This is a genomic window from Nitrosomonas sp. TNE100, from assembly GCF_055387135.1.
The window spans coordinates 325,350-346,687 of record NZ_AP040997.1; the positions used below are offsets into that span (position 1 = coordinate 325,350).

At 48.0% G+C, this 21,338-nt stretch carries 25 protein-coding genes; 11 read left to right on the top strand and 14 right to left on the bottom strand.

The genetic code is table 11. The features are described from left to right. Positions 1–61 precede the first annotated feature (61 nt). Positions 62–1,318 carry a pectin acetylesterase-family hydrolase gene (locus tag ACZ5EJ_RS01615; RefSeq protein WP_464557315.1) on the bottom strand — a complete coding sequence of 419 codons (1,257 nt, stop codon included), beginning with the start codon at positions 1,316–1,318 and terminating at the stop codon, positions 62–64. Between the two features lie 328 nt (positions 1,319–1,646). On the opposite strand from ACZ5EJ_RS01615, the gene ACZ5EJ_RS01620 reads away from it, so the two are divergent. Further along, positions 1,647–2,918, top strand: a complete 1,272-nt coding sequence (locus ACZ5EJ_RS01620) for an O-acetylhomoserine aminocarboxypropyltransferase/cysteine synthase family protein (RefSeq protein ID WP_074455435.1) — start codon at positions 1,647–1,649, stop codon at positions 2,916–2,918. Here ACZ5EJ_RS01620 and ACZ5EJ_RS01625 read toward each other — a convergent pair. After that, the gene (locus ACZ5EJ_RS01625; protein WP_256201536.1) at positions 2,906–4,303 is read right to left on the bottom strand and encodes an NnrS family protein; all 1,398 of its coding nucleotides are present in this window, start codon (positions 4,301–4,303) and stop codon (positions 2,906–2,908) included. The genes ACZ5EJ_RS01620 and ACZ5EJ_RS01625 overlap by 13 nt on opposite strands. Beyond that, a complete protein-coding gene (gene epsC, locus ACZ5EJ_RS01630; protein WP_074455357.1) occupies positions 4,254–5,180 on the bottom strand; it encodes a serine O-acetyltransferase EpsC in 927 nt (308 codons plus the stop codon). Before epsC ends, ACZ5EJ_RS01625 begins: the two co-directional genes overlap by 50 nt. Before the next feature lie 399 nt (positions 5,181–5,579). Between epsC and glk the strand changes: the two genes are divergently transcribed. Together glk and ACZ5EJ_RS01640 are read left to right on the top strand one after the other, a co-directional pair. Continuing rightward, positions 5,580–6,587: a glucokinase gene (glk, locus tag ACZ5EJ_RS01635; protein WP_074455358.1), complete on the top strand. Its 1,008-nt coding sequence runs from the start codon at positions 5,580–5,582 to the stop codon at positions 6,585–6,587. A 14-nt stretch (positions 6,588–6,601) separates the two neighbouring features. Next, positions 6,602–7,249 (top strand): DUF4126 domain-containing protein, encoded by a 648-nt coding sequence (locus ACZ5EJ_RS01640; protein ID WP_011633547.1) that lies wholly within the window; start codon positions 6,602–6,604, stop codon positions 7,247–7,249. Between the two features lie 40 nt (positions 7,250–7,289). Here ACZ5EJ_RS01640 and ACZ5EJ_RS01645 read toward each other — a convergent pair whose 3' ends face one another. From ACZ5EJ_RS01645 to ACZ5EJ_RS01675, 7 genes are read right to left on the bottom strand one after another with little or no spacing between them, the layout of a single operon-like run. Beyond that, positions 7,290–7,652 carry a DMT family protein gene (locus tag ACZ5EJ_RS01645; RefSeq protein WP_011633548.1) on the bottom strand — a complete coding sequence of 121 codons (363 nt, stop codon included), beginning with the start codon at positions 7,650–7,652 and terminating at the stop codon, positions 7,290–7,292. A 19-nt stretch (positions 7,653–7,671) separates the two neighbouring features. Beyond that, complete coding sequence (pgl, locus tag ACZ5EJ_RS01650; protein ID WP_074455359.1) at positions 7,672–8,358, bottom strand: 6-phosphogluconolactonase; 687 nt, start codon at positions 8,356–8,358, stop codon at positions 7,672–7,674. After that, on the bottom strand, positions 8,340–8,996 hold the full coding sequence (locus ACZ5EJ_RS01655; protein WP_464557319.1) for an HAD family hydrolase: 657 nt from the start codon (positions 8,994–8,996) through the stop codon (positions 8,340–8,342). The genes pgl and ACZ5EJ_RS01655 overlap by 19 nt, the downstream gene beginning before the upstream one ends. Before the next feature lie 6 nt (positions 8,997–9,002). Beyond that, positions 9,003–9,935: an NAD-dependent epimerase/dehydratase family protein gene (locus tag ACZ5EJ_RS01660; RefSeq protein WP_011633551.1), complete on the bottom strand. Its 933-nt coding sequence runs from the start codon at positions 9,933–9,935 to the stop codon at positions 9,003–9,005. Next, complete coding sequence (locus ACZ5EJ_RS01665) at positions 9,928–10,863, bottom strand: phosphoglycerate dehydrogenase (protein WP_011633552.1); 936 nt, start codon at positions 10,861–10,863, stop codon at positions 9,928–9,930. Before ACZ5EJ_RS01665 ends, ACZ5EJ_RS01660 begins: the two co-directional genes overlap by 8 nt. Next, positions 10,860–11,621: an HpcH/HpaI aldolase family protein gene (locus ACZ5EJ_RS01670; RefSeq protein WP_011633553.1), complete on the bottom strand. Its 762-nt coding sequence runs from the start codon at positions 11,619–11,621 to the stop codon at positions 10,860–10,862. Before ACZ5EJ_RS01670 ends, ACZ5EJ_RS01665 begins: the two co-directional genes overlap by 4 nt. A gap of 11 nt (positions 11,622–11,632) precedes the next feature. Further along, positions 11,633–12,391 carry a 3-deoxy-manno-octulosonate cytidylyltransferase gene (locus ACZ5EJ_RS01675; protein WP_464557322.1) on the bottom strand — a complete coding sequence of 253 codons (759 nt, stop codon included), beginning with the start codon at positions 12,389–12,391 and terminating at the stop codon, positions 11,633–11,635. 303 nt (positions 12,392–12,694) lie between these two features. Between ACZ5EJ_RS01675 and ACZ5EJ_RS01680 the strand changes: the two genes are divergently transcribed. The 6 genes from ACZ5EJ_RS01680 to ACZ5EJ_RS01705 all read left to right on the top strand — a co-directional run bounded on the left by ACZ5EJ_RS01680 (position 12,695) and on the right by ACZ5EJ_RS01705 (position 17,047). Next, positions 12,695–13,774, top strand: coding sequence for a glycosyltransferase family 2 protein (locus tag ACZ5EJ_RS01680; RefSeq protein ID WP_074455364.1), 1,080 nt, complete (start codon positions 12,695–12,697; stop codon positions 13,772–13,774). Positions 13,775–13,956: 182 nt separating this feature from the next. Then, positions 13,957–15,120, top strand: coding sequence for an O-antigen ligase family protein (locus tag ACZ5EJ_RS01685; protein WP_464557325.1), 1,164 nt, complete (start codon positions 13,957–13,959; stop codon positions 15,118–15,120). After that, entirely contained in the window at positions 15,120–15,809 is a 690-nt protein-coding gene (locus ACZ5EJ_RS01690) for an O-methyltransferase (protein WP_074455365.1), read from the top strand. Before ACZ5EJ_RS01685 ends, ACZ5EJ_RS01690 begins: the two co-directional genes overlap by 1 nt. Before the next feature lie 52 nt (positions 15,810–15,861). Next, positions 15,862–16,119 (top strand): DUF2024 family protein, encoded by a 258-nt coding sequence (locus ACZ5EJ_RS01695; protein ID WP_074455366.1) that lies wholly within the window; start codon positions 15,862–15,864, stop codon positions 16,117–16,119. Between the two features lie 97 nt (positions 16,120–16,216). Continuing rightward, entirely contained in the window at positions 16,217–16,687 is a 471-nt protein-coding gene (locus tag ACZ5EJ_RS01700) for an invasion associated locus B family protein (protein ID WP_256328214.1), read from the top strand. Positions 16,688–16,699: 12 nt separating this feature from the next. Then, on the top strand, positions 16,700–17,047 hold the full coding sequence (locus ACZ5EJ_RS01705; RefSeq protein WP_074455368.1) for an arsenate reductase family protein: 348 nt from the start codon (positions 16,700–16,702) through the stop codon (positions 17,045–17,047). Positions 17,048–17,104: 57 nt separating this feature from the next. Here ACZ5EJ_RS01705 and rplS read toward each other — a convergent pair whose 3' ends face one another. From rplS to rpsP, 4 genes are read right to left on the bottom strand one after another with little or no spacing between them, the layout of a single operon-like run. Next, a complete protein-coding gene (gene rplS / locus ACZ5EJ_RS01710) occupies positions 17,105–17,494 on the bottom strand; it encodes a 50S ribosomal protein L19 (RefSeq protein WP_011633561.1) in 390 nt (129 codons plus the stop codon). Then, entirely contained in the window at positions 17,466–18,308 is an 843-nt protein-coding gene (gene trmD / locus ACZ5EJ_RS01715; RefSeq protein ID WP_074455438.1) for a tRNA (guanosine(37)-N1)-methyltransferase TrmD, read from the bottom strand. The genes rplS and trmD overlap by 29 nt, the downstream gene beginning before the upstream one ends. Before the next feature lie 10 nt (positions 18,309–18,318). Then, positions 18,319–18,825, bottom strand: coding sequence for a ribosome maturation factor RimM (gene rimM, locus ACZ5EJ_RS01720; protein ID WP_074455369.1), 507 nt, complete (start codon positions 18,823–18,825; stop codon positions 18,319–18,321). 40 nt (positions 18,826–18,865) lie between these two features. Then, a complete protein-coding gene (rpsP, locus tag ACZ5EJ_RS01725; RefSeq protein ID WP_011633564.1) occupies positions 18,866–19,123 on the bottom strand; it encodes a 30S ribosomal protein S16 in 258 nt (85 codons plus the stop codon). A 222-nt stretch (positions 19,124–19,345) separates the two neighbouring features. Between rpsP and ACZ5EJ_RS01730 the strand changes: the two genes are divergently transcribed. Together ACZ5EJ_RS01730 and coq7 are read left to right on the top strand one after the other, a co-directional pair. After that, positions 19,346–20,626, top strand: coding sequence for a (Fe-S)-binding protein (locus ACZ5EJ_RS01730; protein ID WP_074455370.1), 1,281 nt, complete (start codon positions 19,346–19,348; stop codon positions 20,624–20,626). A gap of 54 nt (positions 20,627–20,680) precedes the next feature. Next, positions 20,681–21,307 carry a 2-polyprenyl-3-methyl-6-methoxy-1,4-benzoquinone monooxygenase gene (coq7, locus tag ACZ5EJ_RS01735; protein WP_074455371.1) on the top strand — a complete coding sequence of 209 codons (627 nt, stop codon included), beginning with the start codon at positions 20,681–20,683 and terminating at the stop codon, positions 21,305–21,307. The last annotated feature ends 31 nt before the right edge of the window (positions 21,308–21,338 follow it).

Below are 21,338 nucleotides of genomic sequence, written 5' to 3' on the forward strand. Positions count from 1 at the left end.
TTCCGATATCCTCCATACTTTCTGCGATGAAAACAGATGAAGGATACGGAATCCTGATTCCTCAATGGAATGGAGGTGCGCCACAAGTGCCGCTGCACATCAAGTTCACCAGAGGGTATTTCTTGTCATTGGCCACCAGCCGGTTAACCCAGTCTTTCAAGTAAATATCGCCAGCACTTTTTTCAGTGTAGAAAACACCCGGGGCAAATGCATCCAGTAATCCAACGTGATAGGTTCCTGCGCTGATATAGTACTTCGAGTTGTTGTTGATCAGCGCATTGGCATTCAATGTGGCCAGCATTCTTAAATGCCACTCAACAGCGGTTATAGGTCCCACATCCGGCCACTGATTGGGATCATTAATTCCCTGATCTGTTTTTCTCATGATGTTGAGAAATAGCGTTTGAGCGCTATCCCAGGCAGTCGTGATATATGCAAACTTGCTTTTTGTGAAATGGCGCTCGATGCCAGTTGCCAGATTGGTGAAAAAATTAAGGGAATTATAGTTGCTAATCTGGCTGATGCCTGGTACCCAGGTTGCGAGCGTGTGTTCAGTACCCCATGGGCCATCAGGTTTGAAAACTGTGCCTAGAAAATTATTGGTAAGGACTCCTGTCCCTGCGTCGGAGAGGAGTGATATTTTCGTGTTACCCGGATAAATGCTATGTATCCGGGGAAAATTCATTAAGGCAGCATAAGCGCCTGCACTGGACCCTGATACCAGCACTTGCTTGGTATTCGATCGATCCGGTCTTTGTTTCAACCATTCACGCACGGCCATGAAGTTGTCAAAACCGCGGTGATGCACTATCACAGGACTTCCTCCACCAATAATCCCTAAAGGATCGATGTAAAATTCATCTTTGGAGCCGATATGTATATCACCTGTACAATAAGGAATAAAAACCATGTTCCAGTCTTTTAATGGATTATCTGCGCGCGTGTAATCCATTATCCCGCCCGCTCCTTCAGGGCTGTTTTCAGCCGCAAGTGAAGGATTATAGGCAGGCCGGGTTGTTGGGGTGACCGGGGTAGTCAGCGAAGTCAGACAGGTTGCACCATTCCAGCAGGCACCCCCACCATTAAAATAAATGAGCGTTTGCGGTTTGGTGCCTTTCCGGTAGTAAAAATGAAACTGCTCCTGTGGATCAGTTGGATCACTGAATGCACAACCAGGTTGAATATCTTTATAGTTACCGTCATCATCCAGAATGGTTTGTGCGGACACTTTCACTTCTTCCCACCCTGCCGCATACACTCCCGGAAAAAAGAAAAGCAGTAATACAGAAATTAAGGTAATTCGATTGTATTTCAACATCTTACCCTCCCTACTTTATTTAAGGTGAACTTGTTATTTATATTCTTCTTCACGACCATCACCTGTATGGCTGCTAGTATTCATAGTAATACAAAGTCATAAATTCCGGAAAGATATGATAGATCATGAGCCTATTATTCTTCATCCCTGATTGGTATACAGAGAGAGTTCCAATCACGGATCATTCTCACAAGCATATGGAAAATTGTGCAAGGCTAGCGTATCCGCAATAACGAATATGGATTTATTCTGGAGTTCCTTTAAGATTGCCTGCATGTTATCCGGCCAACAGCCGACACTCCAGTTTATTTTGAAAGAGGAAAATGTAATGAAGCGAGAAACACTTGCTATTCATGGTGGTTTTGCCGGTGATCCACAGACGCATTCGGTCGCTGTTCCTATTTATCAGACTACCAGCTACTATTTTGACGATACCCAGCATGGGGCAGATCTGTTTGATCTCAAGGTGCAAGGGAATATCTACACGCGCATCATGAACCCGACTACTGCTGTGCTGGAAGAAAGAGTGGCATTACTGGAAGGGGGAGTGGGGGCGCTGGCGCTGGCTTCCGGCATGGCTGCTATTACGGCCTGTGTACAGACGCTGGCCAGGGCGGGCGATAACATCATCTCCACTAGTCAGGTTTATGGTGGAACCTATAATTTCTTTTGTCATACACTGCCCAATCAGGGAATTGAAGTGCGCATGGTGGATGGTCGTAATCCGGCTGCTTTTGCGGATGCGATCGATGACAAGACCAGGATGGTTTTTTGTGAATCGATTGGCAACCCGGCCGGTAATGTGGTGGACATTGCTGCATTGGCTGAAGCGGCACACACGGCGGGTGTGCCGCTGGTCGTGGATAACACTGTGGCTTCCCCGGTATTGTGCCGTCCTTTTGAGCATGGCGCCGATATTGTTGTCCATGCGCTGACTAAATACATGGGTGGCCACGGTACCAGCATTGGCGGAATCATTGTGGATTCCGGCAAATTTCCCTGGAAAGACAGTCCGCGTTTTCCACAATTCAACAAGCCTGATCCCAGCTATCACGGCGTGGTATATGTGGATGCATTTGGCCCGGCTGCGTTTATTGGTCGTGCGCGCGTTGTTCCGTTGCGCAACATGGGTGCGGCTATTTCTCCCTTTAATTCCTTCCTGATTCTGCAAGGAATTGAAACGCTACCACTGAGAATGGAGCGCCACTGTTTCAATGCTTTGGAGATTGCACGCTACTTGAAAGCACACCCAAAAGTTGGCTGGGTTAATTTTGCCGGTCTTGAAGACAGCCGTGACTATGTTTTGGCACAAAAATACATGGATGGCGGTATTCCATCATCAATTCTAAGCTTTGGTATTAAAGGTGGGCGTGATGCCTGTGCTCGCTTTATGGACAAGCTCGGGTTGATTAAACGACTGGTAAATATCGGAGACGCCAAAACGCTGGCCTGCCACCCGGCTACCACGACTCACCGCCAACTTAATGATGAAGAGCTGGCCAAAGCTGGTGTCAGTATCGATTTGGTACGTTTGTGCGTCGGCATTGAGCATATTGATGATCTGATTGCCGATATAGACCAGGCCTTTCAGGAAGTGTGAGTATTTGTTTTTGTTGTATTACGTTGCTCGTCTGAAAGTGCGCTACGCAAGGTTTTGCTGGTGTCATCGGCTGGTGGGGTTCTGGCCGGTTTTATACGTGGGGCAGTAAACCCCGCTAATACAATGTAGAGCGCAAACAGGAAGGCAATACTCCAGGTTGATGCAGCTACTGTCAGTAATATTTCCCGGTAGCTGCTAAAATCTGCCACCATACGTGTGATCGCGGCGATTGACATGAATCCGGTCATGACCACGATAAACGTGATGCGTGAAGGATATTGTTTGATGTGCAGCAGCGTGACACGCACGATAACGTTTGTTGCCAGCGTACCCAGTGCGCCGACGGTAATGGCGTGCACGGCGGTGCTGAAATGGCTGCCGCCATTCAGTTTTGTCCACCCCAGCAGGATCAGGCCCAGTGCCAACCAGCCGTAGCCCAGCCCGAGACAGAGCAGATCCGGGCGTGCCCGACAGTGCCATAATTGCCAGCGGAACAGGCGGATGCCTGCCAGCATTCCGCTGCTGATCAGCAGAACACCGGAAAGTGACGCTGCAATAGGGGCCAGAATGTATGCAGCGGCAATGGTAAGAATCAACCCGGCTTCGATATTGGGCTGCACTCTCGCAGTCAGCTCCATGCCTTGGCGATAGAATTCCCCCGCAGCAGCGGGTGCCAGCATACGGCCGCCGATAAATAACATCAGCAACGCGAACAATTGTAGGCTTTCATTGATTAAATAACGATGCAGCAGATATGCATCAAGCCGCCCAGCCAGCAGGATTACGGTTGTGAGGGCGCAGATTAAACCGAGCAAAGGAACAAGTGAGCGGTTACGCCATTTTTTAGCAGCCCACAGGCGGGGAAGCAACTGTCGAGCGAGCAGGATAGCAAACAGCGCGTTGAATGCCAAAGTTGGCCAGGCGAAGGGAGCAATCAGGTCAGCAACTCTTGCCAGCAGCCAGAAGCCCAGAAACCAGACCAGCCGCCGGGCGGGCATGGGACCCAATAAGTAGCCGGCAATCAGTGCCGGAGCCAGGCCGAACAACATTTCAAACGCATGCCCTGCTGGCGTGACTAGTATGACCGGTCCGTAACCATACCTGGCCAGTATGGTTAGCGGGATGATTAATATCGCATGCAGGCACGCTGCCGTAAAAAACCACTGATGAGCGTATGCCTTGGTTTCTCCTGGGAAAAACCGTGAGAATAGATTTCCTGATTGTGCACTATTCATTTTTATATTGGCTGGCTGCTGCAAGCCGGTTTGCAGAAAATAGAATACGGCAAAAGGAAGAGGTGCCTGTGTTGTGGAGAGGTGATGGATTGGCTGTGTTTCAGTCGTTATGTGTTCGCGCTTGAGTGATTCGGCTGCCGGGAGGCACACTGCGTGTCAGCCAGACATTGCCACCAATGGTGGAGCCTTTGCCGATAGTAATACGCCCCAGAATAGTCGCTCCCGCATAAATGACAACATCATCTTCAACAATAGGGTGGCGGTCGATTCCCTTTACCAGCGAACCGTGTTCATCTACCTGAAAACTTTTTGCACCGAGAGTCACCGCCTGGTACAAGCGCACGTTGTTGCCAATGACCGTGGTTTCACCAATAACGACGCCGGTGCCATGGTCAATAAAGAAGCTTCCGCCGATTTGTGCACCCGGATGGATTTCTATGCCAGTTTGTGAATGAGCGATTTCAGAAATCATACGTGCGATCAGTGGGGTTCCCAACTGATATAGTTCATGCGCCAGCCGATGCCAGGTAATGGCGGCAACGCCGGGATAGCATACCAGCACTTCATCGATCCCGCGGGCAGCCGGATCACCTTCATAGGCAGCGAGCACATCATCATCGAGCAGTCGACGGATTACGGGCAGCCGTTTGGCGAACGTTTGGGTGATTTCCGTTGCTTGTGCGTAAGTTTCCTGATCGAGTTCTTCGGTTCCTGAATTGAAGTGCAGTTCGTGCTGAATCTGGATCAGCAAGGCGCGTAACGTTGAATTCAGGATATGGCCAACATAATGATCAACGCCTTCCACCGCCAGATCGGATGGGCCGAGGCGGTTAGGGAATAATGCTGTTCGCAGACCTTCAATAATTCCGGCCAACACTTTGCGGGAAGGCAGCCGGGGCGGTCTGAGATGTCCTTGTCGGTTGATCAGTGCAGTGGTGCGTACATCCCGTAATTCAGCTACCACGTCGTTGATCTGCAAGTGTGTGCTTTTCAACAGTAAATCACCTGCCCCATTGATATCTGTCACAATACCTCTCCGTTTCTTATTGTGGACACTTCTAAAAATTGGCTCTTCAGGCGATCGTGGCGTTGTATGCCTTGCCGCCTTGCCTGTTTATTGGGTATGTTTCGTTGTTGCGCTCTGTGTGCTTTTATCTTGTACTACCGGATTTTTAGGGGTGTCCTTATGATCAAAGGACATCCCTGAATTAATAGCCGAGAATTGATACCCGGAATAAACCTGCTAGTAATATCTGGATGAACCTGACCCGTTGGCAGCAGAGCTGGAGAAACAGGAGGTCTATTGTACCTGCCCGCATTACTTTTTCTACCATGAGATTTCTGGCTTTTTTATGAGCCTGTGTTTCAATGGGGTTACATGTTTTAATGATCTTGTCATCATTATGTGTCAGGAGGAAAGCAACTGATGGATCAATATCTATTATATGGCGACATTGGTGGAACCAAGACCTTGTTGCGCTCTGTTGTGATCAAGAATGAGGAAGTTGAGCTTCATTATGAGCATCGTTACGATAGTCGTCAGTACGGTGATTTTGACAGTATTCTGGAAGATTTCTTAAAGCAATCTGACTGTCAGCCGGTTGCTGTCTGTTTGGCAGTCGCCGGGCCGATTGTTGATCAACAGGTGCACCTGACCAATTTGCCCTGGACAATCAATGCCTCCGCCCTTGCGGAAAAATTTTCAATTTCTGCTGTGAAAATTGTCAATGATTTTGAGGGGATGGCAGCTTCTATCGAAGTACTGCCGCAGGATGATCTGGTTATGCTGCAAGCCGGGGAACCTTCTTCTTCTGCGATGCGTGTTGTACTGGGGGCGGGTACCGGGATGGGAGTTGCTTGGTTGATCAAGCGTGGACGATACTACGAACCGCTTGCCACCGAAGCAGGTCATGTTGATTTTGCACCGACCAGCGCCATTCAGATTGAATTGCTCAGATATCTGATGACAAAGTATCAGAGGGTTTCAATTGAACGATTGCTTTCTGGTCAGGGATTGACTCACATTTTTAATTTTTTGCAAGCTGATGCGGCGGCTGGCGCTCACTTGAAAAGTATTGAACTGGATGCTGATGATGGCGCAACCGTTACTCGGCTGGCTTTCGAGCACCAATACCCGATTGCTCTAAAAGCGCTTGATCTGTTTGCCGAGATTTATGGTGCTTATGCAGGCAATCTGGCGCTGACAGGGTTATGCCGGGGTGGCGTCTATATTGCAGGCGGCATCGCGCCGCGCATTATCCAAATTTTGCAACAACCCGGTTTTATCCAGGCATTCTGCAACAAAGGGCGATACAGTGAACTGGTGCGCGAGATTCCGGTTTATGTGGTGATGAATCCGAAAGCTGGTTTGCTGGGTGCCGGGTTGCTCGCACAGCGCATGCTGCATCAGTCAACGATATCTCTTGCGGAATAACTGGGATCGGCTGAATGAGTAGTTATGAAAGCCTGATCGCAACACTGGCCTTGACCATGGGGAGTTCCTGGGCAAGCGGGATAAATCTGTATGCTGCGTTGCTGATACTCGGCCTGGGCGGCGTCACTGGCAATATTGCTTTGCCGTATGAACTGGCAGTACTGGAAAATCCCTTTATTATCGGGGCGGCAGGTACCATGTATCTTGTTCAATTTTTTGCTGACAAGATACCGGGTGTGGATAGCATTTCAGATGCTCTGCATACCTTCGTGCGTATCCCGGCGGGTGCCATGCTGGCAGCAGGGGCAGTGGGGGATGTTTCTCCCGCCTTGGAAATTGCAGCGGGCATACTCGGTGGCGGTGCAGCGACAACCAGCCATGCTGCCAAAACCGGCACACGTCTGATGATCAACACCTCGCCCGAACCCGTATCTAACTGGACTGCCTCGATCAGTGAAGATTTAATAGTGATTGGTGGGCTGTGGACAGCCCTAAATCATCCGATATTGTTTCTGATCTTGTTTATTATATTTGTTGGCTTGGCAATCTGGTTGTTGCCAAAACTATGGAAGCTGATCAGGGCATTGCTGATAAAAACAGCCCGATTTCTGAGGATCATATCTCCTCCTGTAGTGGCTGATGATGATACTCCGGGGGGATAAAAAGTCTTTTTAGGCTTTTGGAGATTGATTGATCAGTTGATCAGTTACCTATATCTACTATCTCACTGCGGAAAATGAAGTACACCGCACCAAGGATGCACAGCCCCGCCCAGAGATAATCAAGCTTTAGCGGTTCTTCCATATAGAGCAAGCTGAAAGGCACGAATACAGACAGGGTGATGACTTCCTGCAGGATTTTGAGCTGCCCGAGGGATAAAACACTGAACCCGATGCGGTTTGCCGGTACCTGTAACATATATTCGAAGAAGGCGATTCCCCAGCTGATAAGGGCTGCCACCAGCCATGGTTTACTGCTTAAATCCTTTAGATGCGCATACCAGGCAAATGTCATGAAGACGTTGCTGATAGAGAGCAATACGACTGTAAGCCAAATTTCGCGCATGATGAAATTCGGTGTCTAACTAATCCGTTTCGAACAATTCTACCGGTCTGGATTGCATCAGCTGTACAAACGGTATGGCTGGATCAGGGGATGCAATGAGCTGATCAACCAGTTGTCTTTTTTCTTTCCCTGTAATGACCAGTACGATGCGGCTACTGTTGATAAGTGCCTGCAAGCTCAGGCTGATACGCGGGGAAGGTGCAGCGGGAGGTGTAGCAGCCTGGCACAGATTAGCTGAATTCATATCTAGCGTCATGCCAGGAAACAGAGAGGCAATATGGCCGTCTGCCCCCAGGCCAAGGATGATCAGACTGAATGGCAAGGGTAACCCGGCCAGGCGCATATCGAGGTCAGCAATTGCCTCATCAGGGTGAGCGTGTTTGGTTTTGAGAGGGATAAAATGAGGCTGTTGCTGCATGTGTTGCAGGAAATGCTCACGCACTAGCCGTTCGTTGGATTGCTCGCTGGTTGGTTCTACCCAGCGTTCATCGCTTAGCGTTACAAAGACGTGTTGCCAGGGGAGGTTTATTTGTGCCAGTCGAGGAAGGTAAACAGTGGGTGTTCTTCCACCAGGTACCACCAGACTGGCTTGGCCGTGCTGTGTGATTGCATTACGCAATGTGACGGCAACTGATTCTGCCAATGCTTCAGATAACGAGGGAAGATCGTTGAAAACGTGACGTTCGATCAAGTGGTTAGTGGACATAGGTCAGGAATAATTTCAACTGATTTAGGAAAAGGATTGTCATCGCCTGGGCGGACGCGACCAAGAAATATAACGCCGTTCTGCTGGGCACTTTCATAATCCACCAGTGCATCGCCGACCATCAGCACGCGCTCAGGATCAAGCGGGTGGGCTGACAAAATATCTGCCACCAGCGCTTCCTTGAGTCGGGGAGAGCCGTGTACCCTGGTGAAGTAGCGTGACAGGTTGCGCCGTTCAACAATTGTGCGCAGTTCATTTTCCGGCGTACCGGAAGCAACGAATAATGGAATCTGGTTTACCATTTTATCCAGTAGTGTTTCCGCTCCGGCTACCGCTTGACAGGCAATGACTGCATTCATGACCAGTTCGGAAAATCGCCGATCCAGTTCCTGCTCTTCTTCCTTGGTAAGGGGAGGGTTATTTAGCAGATTTTGCTGGAAATAATGAAATTTGAGATAGCGTGACATACCGCCGTTGGTGCGGTGATAATCTACTGCGGCCTGTGCGATCGTTTCACCATGATGGCGATACAGTTCAGCAAAGGCCTGTGCCTTGATATCCCCGGATTCCACGATGACACCATCGAAATCAAAGATAATGGCTTGCCAGTAGTCAGTCGGGCGGCTTGTTATGTTCATGCCTGATTATACTGCGGAAGAAGGGGTTGCATCTTCTTCCTGGCCATGATTGATCTGCTGGTGAATTTCCTGGATACAGTCGAGCAATCCCTGCCCAAGATCAACATGCTCATTGAGTACCAGTTTGCGGCCAACACGGGGCTGAAATGCATACGGCGTAATCTGGTAATGATGCCCTGGTTTGTCCTGATCCAAATGCAGAGCGACATCCCACGGCATCATTTCCGAGATCATGGTCATAACGTCGCGGATGCGCATTTTTTCCTGGCCGGTCAGAATCAGGTGGCGGTTGGCAAATTCCGAAGCAAGTACTTGTACGCTCATGCGGGCGGCGTCTTCGACATGAATGTATTCCCGGATGGATTCCCCACTGCCGTGATAGGTGATGGAATGTTGTTGTACGGCCTCGTGCAGCATGCGATAGATACCGTTGCGTTTGTCCGAACGTCGGCCATAGAGCGATCCATAGCGCAGAATGGTGTATTCCAGTCCGTAGCGTTCATGATAGGTTTCAGTGAAACGTTCGGCTGCCTGTTTGCTGGCGCGATAGAACGAGCCGGATTCAGAGTAAACGTAAATGCTGCTGGCAAAGATAAAACGGCGTACACCCGCCAGTCGGGCTGATTCGAGTGCATGCATGTTACCGATGACATTGATGCTGGCTGTGGCCAGAGGCTTATCATTGGCCTCATCAATATCAGCGATGGCGGCAAAATTATAGACAACCGCAGCACCCTGAACGGCGTTGGATACCTGGTTGATATCCATCAGATCACCAATGATCATTTCCTGATCAGGCCGCCGGAACGGGGAAAGATGGCGATCGAACAGACGCACCTGATAGCCTGCATTGGACAGGGCATCGGCAACGTGGCTGCCCAGAAAGCCGCCTGCACCCAGTACAACTGCAATTTGCCCCGGCTGTATTGCTTCACTCATTGATCAAACCTGCCTCGACCATTCCCCGCCACAAATTTTCAGCCGCTTCGATTTCCATGCGCTGCCGTGTTTCTCGCGCAAGTGATCCGATATGAGAAGTCAGTATCGCCCGTTTGCATTCGCGCAGAGGTCCTTGGTAGGGCTCCTGTTCGAAGCTGTCTAGTGCAGCCGCTTCAATGTGCCCTGAATTGAGCGCTGTGCATAAAGCGGTTTCATCGACCAATCCGCCACGGGCGGCGTTGATAAAGATTGTTCCGGGTTGCATATGCGCAATGGCTTCGGCATTAATTAAATGGCGAACATCCGGAGAGTAGGGCAAGTGGAGTGTCACAATATCAGCCTGTTCGAGCAAAGTATTCAATGAAACGAGTTCGATGCCGCCGGGTGCTTGCTGCAGATGAGGGTCATGTGCGATGACCTTTGCCTCGAATGCCTGACATAGTTTAGCAACCCGTCGGCCAATATGTCCCAGGCCAACAATGCCCACTGTGCGTGCAGCCAGCAGCCGTCCCTGTGTGCGTGGCCATTCACCTTTGCGTACGGAACGATCAGTGTGATTGATCTGGCGCAGGCAATCAAGCATCAGCCCTAGTGTCAGTTCTGCAACAGCCTGAGCGGGCGCTTCAGGGGTATTGGAAACCTTGATGTTTCTTTGCTGGGCAGCTTTCAGATCAACACTATCCATGCCAGTGCCGCAACGTGCAATGACACGCAAAGCACTGGCGCTTGTCAACACATGTTCTGTCAGCGGCTCAACTCCCGCCAGCAGGGCGACGGTATCCGTGCTGAGTAAATCAATAATTTCATCTTCGGCGAGCTTGCGCCGGTAAGGATTGCCGGTGACGGTGAAGCCTTGTGCCTGCAGTCGCTGTATGGCGGGGTTGTGATCAAAATCGAAAGAGGAAGTGGAAACGACGATCTTGCTCATGAAGATGTTCTGATCATGTTCAGATGGGTGCGGCAAAGGGAATCAAGCATGCGGATATCAAGGCTGTATCCCAGAAATGAAAATCCCTGTTTGATCCGTTGTTGCAGCGCAGCTGTGTCGGGTTCAACGACATGGATGCCACCTGCTTTGTGATGGTGGATACCAGCTTGCAATACTTGCTGAATGGCTGCCTGTACATCAGGATGATCCAGCTCACCCGGTTGCCCCATTGATCCAGATAGATCATAAGGGCCGATGATGTAAGCATCAATGCCGGGAGTGGACAGAATGGCATCGATGTTTTCAATAGCGCGGATATGCTCAATCATCACGATGACAACCGCATTGTCACGCAACCATTGCCGGTATGCCTGAAAACTTGTGCCATAGCCCTGAGCACGCGCTAACCCTACACCACGGGTTCCTTCAGGCGGATAATAAACAGCATCGATTGCAGCGCGAGCATCTTCTGCAGATTTGATCATCGGCACCATGATTCCGGTTGCACCGGCATCCATGACGCGTTTGATCTGATCGGGATGGTTGGAGGTCAATCGTACGATTGCCGGACATTGTTGGCTATCTAGCACTTGAATAAGTGCTTGTACTTCGCTCAGCTCCAGTACGCTGTGTTCGGTATCCAGTACCAGCCAGTCAAAACCGGCTTTGGCCATGATCTCAGCAATTGAGGGGTGTCCGAGCGTGATCCATGAGCCAATGGTCAGTTCATGATGGGTGAGACGGGCTTTCAGTGACATAAGCGCTCCAGTTAGATTCTTTGATATTTGCCCAGTAGCGGATCATTAGCCATCAGCTGCGCAACACGGGCCAGATCTGCCTCGGTATCAACTGCCTGCGTATCGTATTCAGTTTCCACCATCCTGACGCGGCGGCCGTGTTCCAGCAGGCGCAGCATATCAATTGATTCGAGGCATTCCAGTGGGGTGGGCGATAACTGGCTGTATTCGAGCAGACAGGTGCGTGTAAAAGGAATGATACAGACCTGCTTGTAAGTGGCAGTTGCTCCAAAGCCACCAGGAGCCAATGTCGGAATCGGCTGACGGGTCATATATAACGCATTTCCCTGCTGATCCGTAACCACTTTGATGGTGTTGGGGCTGCGAAAATCGGCTTCATCGTCGATTCGCTTCGTCAGATTGACGCATTCCAGTTTGGAATCATTGTGGAAAGGTGCGATGGCGGTGTCGATCATGGAAGGATGTGTCATCGGTTCATCTCCCTGCACCATGACGATCAGATCAGCATCGGTGTGTGCGGCTGCTTCCGCGATGCGGTCACTGGCTCGTTCGTGGCTGTCTGCAGTCATGATGACGGGCGCTCCGAAAGCGGTTGCTGCCTGTCGGATTGCTTCGTCACAAGTGGCAATATAAGTTGCGCTTAGCGATTTGCTCATGGCAACACGCTGGTAAACATGCTCCAGCATGGTGCAGTCCAGCAGCTGTGCTAACGGTTTTCCGGGAAAACGCGAAGAATCCATGCGTGCCGGAATGATGGCGATTGTTTTCATAGTTATGGGAAAAGTGACTGGCTAAAAATATGCAGATATGATGGGGCGAATAAAATATTTTTGCAGTGTGTGTTGCGGCTGGTTTGCTGGATTCATAGGTATTATGCGCTGTGTATAATGCCACTTTGCAGTCAACCTTAATCCTTCCTTGTCAATATTTTGCATAATAACACAGGTTTATTTGACAGCTCTTTCGGCTATCGCTTGGCTGAATAGGCTGTTGAACAGTGCAACCATTATGGCAAAAGGCCATCTGGGTTCTGTTGTCCTGCGACTGCTGCTGATACATACCGGAGACAAAGGATGATAGATATTAGGAAATTTGTAATACCTGCTGACAAAACAATAGATGTCGTTATTCCGGTTTATAACGCTCCCGATTGGACACGGCGCTGTATTGATTCCATTGTCGCGCATCTTAATCAGTCCATTAGACGCATTATCGTTCAGGATGATGCGTCTGGCCACGAAACGAGGGAGATGCTGGATAACCTGCCGTATGATTGTGTTGACGTTCACCATGCGGAGAAAAACCAGGGCTTTGGTCTTTCAGTAAATACAGCAGTCAGTCGATCTGACGCTTACTATGTATTTATTCTTAACTCAGACACCGAAGTCAGCCAGGATTTTCTGCCATTGTTATGTGCAACATTCGCCGCTGATCCTGAATTAGCAGCCATTGTTCCTGCCGGTAACAGTTACGCCCAATATAATCTTGGGCGCTATATGCTGCGGGAAGCAGGCTATATACCCAATTACTATCTTCGTGGACACGCCATACTAATCCGCCGTGATGTTTTTCAGGAAATCGGGGGCTTCGATCCAGCATTTGGGCGAGGTTATTATGAAGATATTGATCTTGGCCGCCGGCTTGATCTTCACGGATGGCGTTTCGGTATACACCCTGGTGTCTGTATTTATCATAAGAGAAGGGGTTCGTTTGGTAATGGACGATCACAGAAGCAACTTTCACGACGTAACCGTGCCTTTTATCTTTCACGTTACCCTGATGCACGACAAAATATCCTGCTGTTTTCGACTAATGGATCACTTGTAAATTTTCCTTCGTCTGTTCTGGTTACAATTGAAAATGTATTTCGTAAAGGAGGTTATGTACATTGGCTTACCTCGGCGCGATCACCCACGTTGCTATGTCTGCAAATGTATAGTCAGCCGTTGCGCTTATCCGCGGTAATCTGGACAACGTTTAGAAACTGGTGGCGTGCGGACAGACGTATCTCGGCTATCTGGATGATGGATGATATCCCGTTTTTATTACGCACCTTGCTAATCGTCTGGGGTCGTGTGTTCAGGCTGGAAGTAAAAGAGCTATCATTTGATGAATCTCCTTTTTCTTTTGAGGGAGCAATATTAAAGAAGTAACTGTAATATCGTCAGAATAGGGAAGCACTGTCATTGTAAATGCTCGTCAACCTGTTGATTTGAAAGGATCTATTTTGAGTAGTGGGATTGTATTGAGTTGGCGTGAGTTGCTGGTGCGGTTTGTATTGGTATTTTTTTGTCTTGCACTTTGGCCCAGTGGGTTGGTGTATTGGGGAATAGGTTTGCTGGTTGTTGCCTGGCTGGTGGATGGAGGATTATCCAGATTTCCTGATCTGTTAAAAGAGCCTTTAATACAAGGTGTTCTTGTTTTTTGTGGGGTATGGGGAGTTGGCTTGCTCTGGAGTGATTTTTCTGTATCCCTTACAGGGAAATGGGAAAAATATTTTATTCTGCTGATAATTATCCCATTCTTTTCATTGTTAAATAAAGAGCGTTTACCTTGGGTGACGGGGGCGCTGATTAGTAGTTATCTGGGAGTGGTTGTGCTGGGTGGCTATCAGTATGCAGTACTTGGTGAGCAAGGAATTTCTTTGTTTGGTATGTCTTATTTGAATTTCTCATCCACACTAGGAATCGGCGTTATTTTGGCTGTTTATGGTGGATGGGTTACTTTGTCCAGAATGCGCTGGTTTTTATCGGCTTTGTTATGGATAACCGCTTTGTTGTTGCTATTTCTTCAGTTTCGTGAGAATGCAAGAGGTATATTGCTCTCAACCGTAATGATACTCTTGTTAATGTTTTGTCTGCGTTATCAAGTAAAAGGTAAAGTGTTAGCGAGTTGCCTAGCTTCAATTATTGTAGTAACTGTATTGTTCGCCGCGAGCAGTGATGTTTTTCATGAAAGACTGGAAGCAATCGGCTCAGATCTTCAGTTATTTCAACAAGGGAATTATCAAACCAGTGTAGGTTATCGGCTGGCAATCTGGGATATTGGTTTGCATGGTCTTGTTGACGCTCCTGTCATAGGGCATGGTTCTGGTATGGCGAAGCATTATCTCCAAAATAGTTTTATGTCCTATAAAGAAGGGATTTACCAGGATTTGCCTGAGTTTCATGAAGCAAAACATTTCCATAATGAACTAATTGAAATTGGCGTACATCTGGGATTGCTTGGTATATTGGCTTTTATATTCTTATTATGGTGCTGGTTCAAAACATTCAAGCAACATCAGATGGCTTTGTTGGGTGGTGCAATTGTGTGTTTCACTTTTTTGTCCGGCCTGACTGATACTTTCTTACTATACAGCAGAATTCCACCATTTTTACTCGCAGTGACGGCCATAGCTGTTTGCTGGCAGAGGGATGAAGGAAGCCTTGATCTAATCGATCGAAAGAGTCCGCAAATCAAGGGTGGAATTCGTAAACGTTCCAGTATGGCTCGATAATGCCAATCCTGCAGCCACCGGTTGTTGATAATCCAGATGGATTGATCCCTGTTAATCCGATGATTGAACATTATATGTACACTCTGACAGAGCAGTTTGATCATCCCATCCTCGATGAAATGGAAGCATTTGCCCGAATGAGAAATTTTCCAATTGTAGGCAGGCTCGTTGGGATCTCGCTGGAAATCCTCGCAAAAATGATAGGTGCACATAGAGTTTTTGAGTTTGGCAGCGGGTACGGGTATTCCGCCTATTGGTTTGGCAAGGCAGTTGGACCTGATGGCCAAATTGTCTGTACAGACAGCAATCCGGTTAATCAGGAAAGGGCAGAGCAATATCTCTCTGCCATTGGAATATGGGAGCGGGTGAAGTTTTGCACGGGCTATGCTCAGGATATATTTGCACAGACTGATGGGATGTTCGATATTTGCTACAACGATGCGGATAAAGGAGGATATCCGGATATCTGGCGCATGGCCAAAGAACGTATCCGCCCTGGTGGGTTGTATATTGCCGACAACGTATTATGGCGTGGGCGAGTGGCCGTGGATGGCTCTGCAGATATTAAACCAGGCTGGACTGAAGCAATCAGAGAGCATAATCAGCTAATTTGTAAGGATCCGGAGTTTGATGCCTTTATCAATCCAACGCGTGATGGCGTTATCGTGGCGCGCAGAAAAATGGCATAATACAGCTTTGAATTATTTGTCTTTCTATTATTAATCAGTAAGGAGAACTTTTATGCAGATCCATGTGTACGATACCTATGTCAAATCCAAGCGCGGACACACTATGCATTTTGATGTGTTTACTGATGTAAGGGATGATAAGAAAGCGATTGAATTTGCCAAGGAATGGCTTGCTTCGATTGGAGAAGAGGGTGCGACGGTAACCAGTGAGGAATGTCGTTTTTGCCACAGCCAGAAAGCACCTGATGAGGTGATTGAAGCGATCAAGCAGAAAGGATATTACATTTATAAAATGGAAGGGTGTGATTAGCAGATTATCGGCAAGTCGAAGTATTGCGATAATTATGGAGCTTTATACGATGAGATGGATATTCGCAAAAATACTGATACTGTCAGCTGTTTTTTTTATGACGAGTATTACAGCGCATGCGGCTGAACCAAAATCAATCGGAGAATTTGGTGATTGGATCGCCTATGTGTACATGGAGGAAAGTAACAAGGTTTGTTATATGGTCAGCACACCCAGTAAGGAGGAAGGTAACTACACCAAGCGCGGGAGTGTTTATGCGCTGATCACCCATCGTCCCGCTGAGAAGAGCAAAAATGTGTTCAGTTTCGTTGCAGGTTACTCATTTAAACCAAACAGCGAGGTGACAGTCAGTATCGGCGGCCAGCGTTTCAAATTGTTTACTCAGAATGAAACTGCCTGGGCATCTGATTCAGCAACAGATAACAAACTGATGTCAGCGATACGCGGGGGCAATCAGATGGTGGTTAACGGGGTTTCTGCGCAGGGGACGGCAACAACTGATACTTTCGGTTTAAAAGGATCAAGTGCAGCTTATGCTGCCATTTCCAGGGAATGCGGAATTAAATGAGGCGAGGCGGTTATGGGCGATAGAATAACTATTTATCAAAAACCCACCTGCAGTAAATGCCATGAAGCATTAACTATTCTTAAGGAAAGTGGTAATGAATTCGACAGTATTAATTACTACGATACCCGACTGACCATCGACATGTTGCGCGAGATTGTTCGTAAGTTGGGTATTCCAGCAAGAGGTTTGCTGCGTGCGGATGAGCCACTTGCTATGGGTTCGGAATCAGCGAATGATGAGGAATTATTACAACTGATGGCGGCCAATCCTGATCTGATTCAGCGCCCAATTGTGATTCGCGGGGATAGTGCGGTACTGGGGCGACCCCCTGAAAAGATAAAAAAGTTACTAGATGGCTGAAAGTTCTATTTTCAGAGTGCAGGTAATTCTAATTGCCTGCACTCTGAAGTCTGGTGGTTAATCTGCAGCAACACTTCTTTGTTGAATTCTGCGTGCAGGTAACTTCTCTCGGATTCTTGCAGCTTTGCCGGTTCTATCTCTCAGGTAATAGAGCTTTGCTCGACGTACTGCACCGCGCCGTTTGACTTCCATGCTTGCAATGAGAGGAGAGTAAGTTTGGAACGTGCGTTCTACTGCTTCCCCGCTGGATATTTTTCTCACAATAAATGAGGAATTGAGTCCACGGTTGCGTTTGGCGATAACGACCCCTTCAAAGGCCTGGGTACGTTTACGATCACCTTCTACGACATTTACGTTGACCACGAGTGTATCGCCCGGCGAAAAATCGGGAATTATTTTCCCCAGCCTTTCTATTTCTTCACGTTCCAGTTGTTCGATCAAGTTCATTTCGTTGCTCCTGTTCTTTTATTGTATCTGTCGCCTGGTTGGTAATCGTCAAACATTGTAATTGCTTAAACTCCGCCAGTAATTCCTTTTCCTTGCCAGGGAGGCCTTCTGGATATTTTTTTGCTAACAAATCAGGCCTTTTTAGCCAAGTTCTACCAATTGCCTGTTGCTGGCGCCAACGCTCTATTTTTGCGTGGTCACCGGACAACAGCACTTCGGGTACTGGTTTTTCTTTATAGATATCGGGCCGGGTATAGTGTGGATATTCCAGTAAATGATCAACGTGGGAATCTTGGCTGGCTGATTGTGTATCACCCAATGCGCCAGGTAATTGCCTGATCACCGCATCAATTAAGACCATGGCCGCCAGCTCTCCACCAGAAATTACGTAATCCCCGATTGAAATTTCTTCGTCTACCTGATCTTCTATTAATCTTTCATCAATTCCTTCGTAACGACCACAAAGCAATATGACTCCATCTAGTTTGGAAATCTGCAGAATTTTTTCATGATCCAATCGCTTGCCCTGAGGGGAAAGGTAAATGACGCTGGTTCTGCTGGTTCCATTCTTGGTCTGCCGAATTTTTGCATCTGTGATGGCCAGATCCAGCGGTTCAGCCATCATGACCATGCCAGGACCTCCACCATAAGGTGCATCATCTACCGTCCGATAACGGTTTGTGGCATAGTCGCGAGGGTTCCAGGTATGCAGATGATATAAGTTATTTTTTTTTGCTCTGCCTGTGACTCCGTGTTGTGTGACGGCATCAAACATGTCGGGCAACAACGTAATGACGTCAAATTCAAACGGCATCATACAAAATTCAATAATCCAGCTCCCAATCCACCATGATTTGTCGTGATCTCAGATCTACTTGCCTGACAACCTGATCTACAAAAGGAATCAATTCTTCTTTGCCGCCGGGGAGCTGAATGCGCAATACGTCATTTGCCCCTGTTTCAAATAAGCCGGCCACAGTCCCGATAAATTCACCTTCCGTGTTAACAACACTGATTCCAATCAAATCTGACCAGTAGTAGCCCTCTTTGCCATCTTCTGATAGTTGAGGCAGTTGACTGCGTGGTACGGCAATCAGCCACCCCTTCAGTCCAGAGGCATTCGTCCGGTCGCTATATTCTTCCAACGTAATAATCAGCAAGCTGTCGTGAACAGAGAAAGAGGTCGGATGTACTATTTGCCAGCTTTTCTCATCATTGCTGAGCCACCACGCAGGATATTCCATCAATCCATCAATATGCTCGGTGAAGGGAGTAACCTTGATCTGGCCTCTAATCCCGTGTGGACCAATAACCCTACCCAATACAACCATTGACTCCTCGTTTATGAGAAGCCCGGCTTCACTCTGATGGCTAGGCGGGTTTTTGCTGTCTGCCAAACTGTTTAACGAGCCTGGAGACGGTACTAGATAGCTGTGCTCCTTGGGATTGCCAGTGGTTCAGGCGATCCATCTGAATACGCAAACTTTCTTCGCCACCCGTAGCCCGAGGGTTGTAGAATCCCACGCGTTCTATAAATTTTCCGTCCCGATGGCGACGGGAATCGGCCACTACCATATTGTAAAAAGGACGCTTCTTAGCACCACCTCGTGCCAGTCTTACTACTACCATGTTGCCCCTTGTGTAAAGTGGTTATTTGTTAACTAAAACCTGTAATTCTATGGCAATTTTCATATACTTAGCAAGTAATAAATTAAATTGCAATCCGGTGGCTATGTATTTAAAAGGGATCGGCCAAATTAAGGTAATCGGTGATATTAATATAATCATTCAAGTAAAAGTGTATCGTGAACAATACAATGATTTGATTCTAATAAGGTAGCTGTAAAAGTCATGAAAAATTCAGATCAGAGTTATTACTTGATTAAAGAGCTGCTTGCAGAGGCCAATCGTTGCGTGGCATGTGGATTGTGTTTGCCGCATTGTCCTACTTATCACTTGACGCATTCCGAGGCGGATTCTCCGCGAGGACGTATTGCACTGATGAGTGGGGTTGCTAATAAGCATATTCCATTGAATGAGAGATTTGTTCAGCATATGGATCGCTGTCTTACTTGTCGTGCCTGCGAGAGTGTGTGTCCAAGTAACGTCGCCTATGGTCGCTTGATTAATAATGCGCGTGCCATGATTCGCGAAAACTCATCCTTTGTTCAAAAAGAAAATCAAAGTGGAAAGAGTTGGTTGAGGGATTTGCTGGAACGAGAGCTGGTTGCGAAATCTGCTCGATTTGACATATTGCGGCCAGCGTTGCGTCTATTGGTCAGGAATGGTTTGCTGTCGTTGTTGTTACGGTTGAATGTACTGAAAAGAAATGCCCTGGCTCAGTCTCTGCTATTTCTGACAACACGCAATCTACCGGGGCAAATATGGCGTGGCTCATACCCGGCCAAGGGTTTTCTGCGCGGCGAGGTGGCGTTGTTTCTGGGTTGTGTTGCAAGGCTGGTTGATACCGAAACACTGCTTTCAACCATATCCATATTGAACCAGCTGGGTTATACAGTGCATGTGCCAAGTGCACAAACGTGTTGTGGAGCGCTTTATCAACATAGTGGTCAGGTTGATGCGGCAATGTCGCTGGCTCAACAAAATCTCCGTGCTTTTGAGGGGTTGAATATTCAGGCAATTATCAGTACTGCTTCCGGTTGTGGTGTTCAATTGGCAGAGTATTCGTCACGATTAGAAGATGCCGGGTTTTCTGTGCCGGTAATGGATATTAGTCAATTCCTCGATGCGCAGGTATGGGATGAAATCAGTTTTGTGCCCTTGTCGCGAAAAATAGCGGTGCATGAGCCTTGTACGTTGCGCAATACACTGCGTGCTTCAGGCTATCTGTATTCTGTGCTGCAACATATTCCGGGAATTGAAGTAGTGGAACTTCCTGGTAACGATCGGTGTTGCGGCGCGGCCGGTACCTATTTTCTTGATCAGCCAGAATTTGCAGGAGCTTTGCTTGATGAAAAATTACAAATTTTTGAACAGACCGGGGCTGATTGCCTGGTGACGGCGAATATCGGTTGTGCCTTGCATATTGCTAACGGGTTGGTGAGAAAGGGGAGAAATATAGAGGTTTTGCATCCGGTAACGTTGCTTGCACGGCAAATGCGTATAAAATGAAAAGTAGATTGTTCTGGCTCAAGACGGGAAAAAGAGATTAATGGAGGAATTTTTATGTTGAATGTTGATAAATTGATTATTAGTTTTGATAACGCTCTGCGTACATTACTGGCTCCTGCAGCTACTTTGCGTCCGATTCCGGGGAAGGATCTGCCTGAGAATGAGTTGAGTAAGATTGAAAAACGTGAATCTGCAGCACTGATGCGAATTAATCATGTAGGTGAGGTCTGTGCCCAGGCGCTTTATCAGGGGCAGGCGTTGACGGCACGCAATGAGCAGGTACGTCAAGCACTGGATCAGGCTGCGCGTGAGGAAACGGAACATCTTGCTTGGACAGAGCGCCGAATTGCGGAGCTGGGCGGGCATAAAAGTTTTCTGAATCCGTTGTGGTATGGAGGATCCTTTGCGCTGGGATTGGTGGCAGGTGCGCTTGGAGATAAATGGAATCTTGGTTTTCTGGCTGAAACAGAGCGTCAGGTTGAAGCGCATCTGGCAGACCATTTGCAGCGATTGCCTCATCAGGATGTTCGCAGCCGGGCCATCGTGTCGCAGATGAAGGTCGATGAAGCATGCCATGCTACCATGGCGGTTTCGTATGGAGGTGGACCATTGCCTGTGCCGGTTAAGGCCGTCATGAAATTCAGCTCCGGAATCATGACACGTACCGCATACTGGGTATAAGTGCGGTAAATTTTTATAGATGTCGCAATCG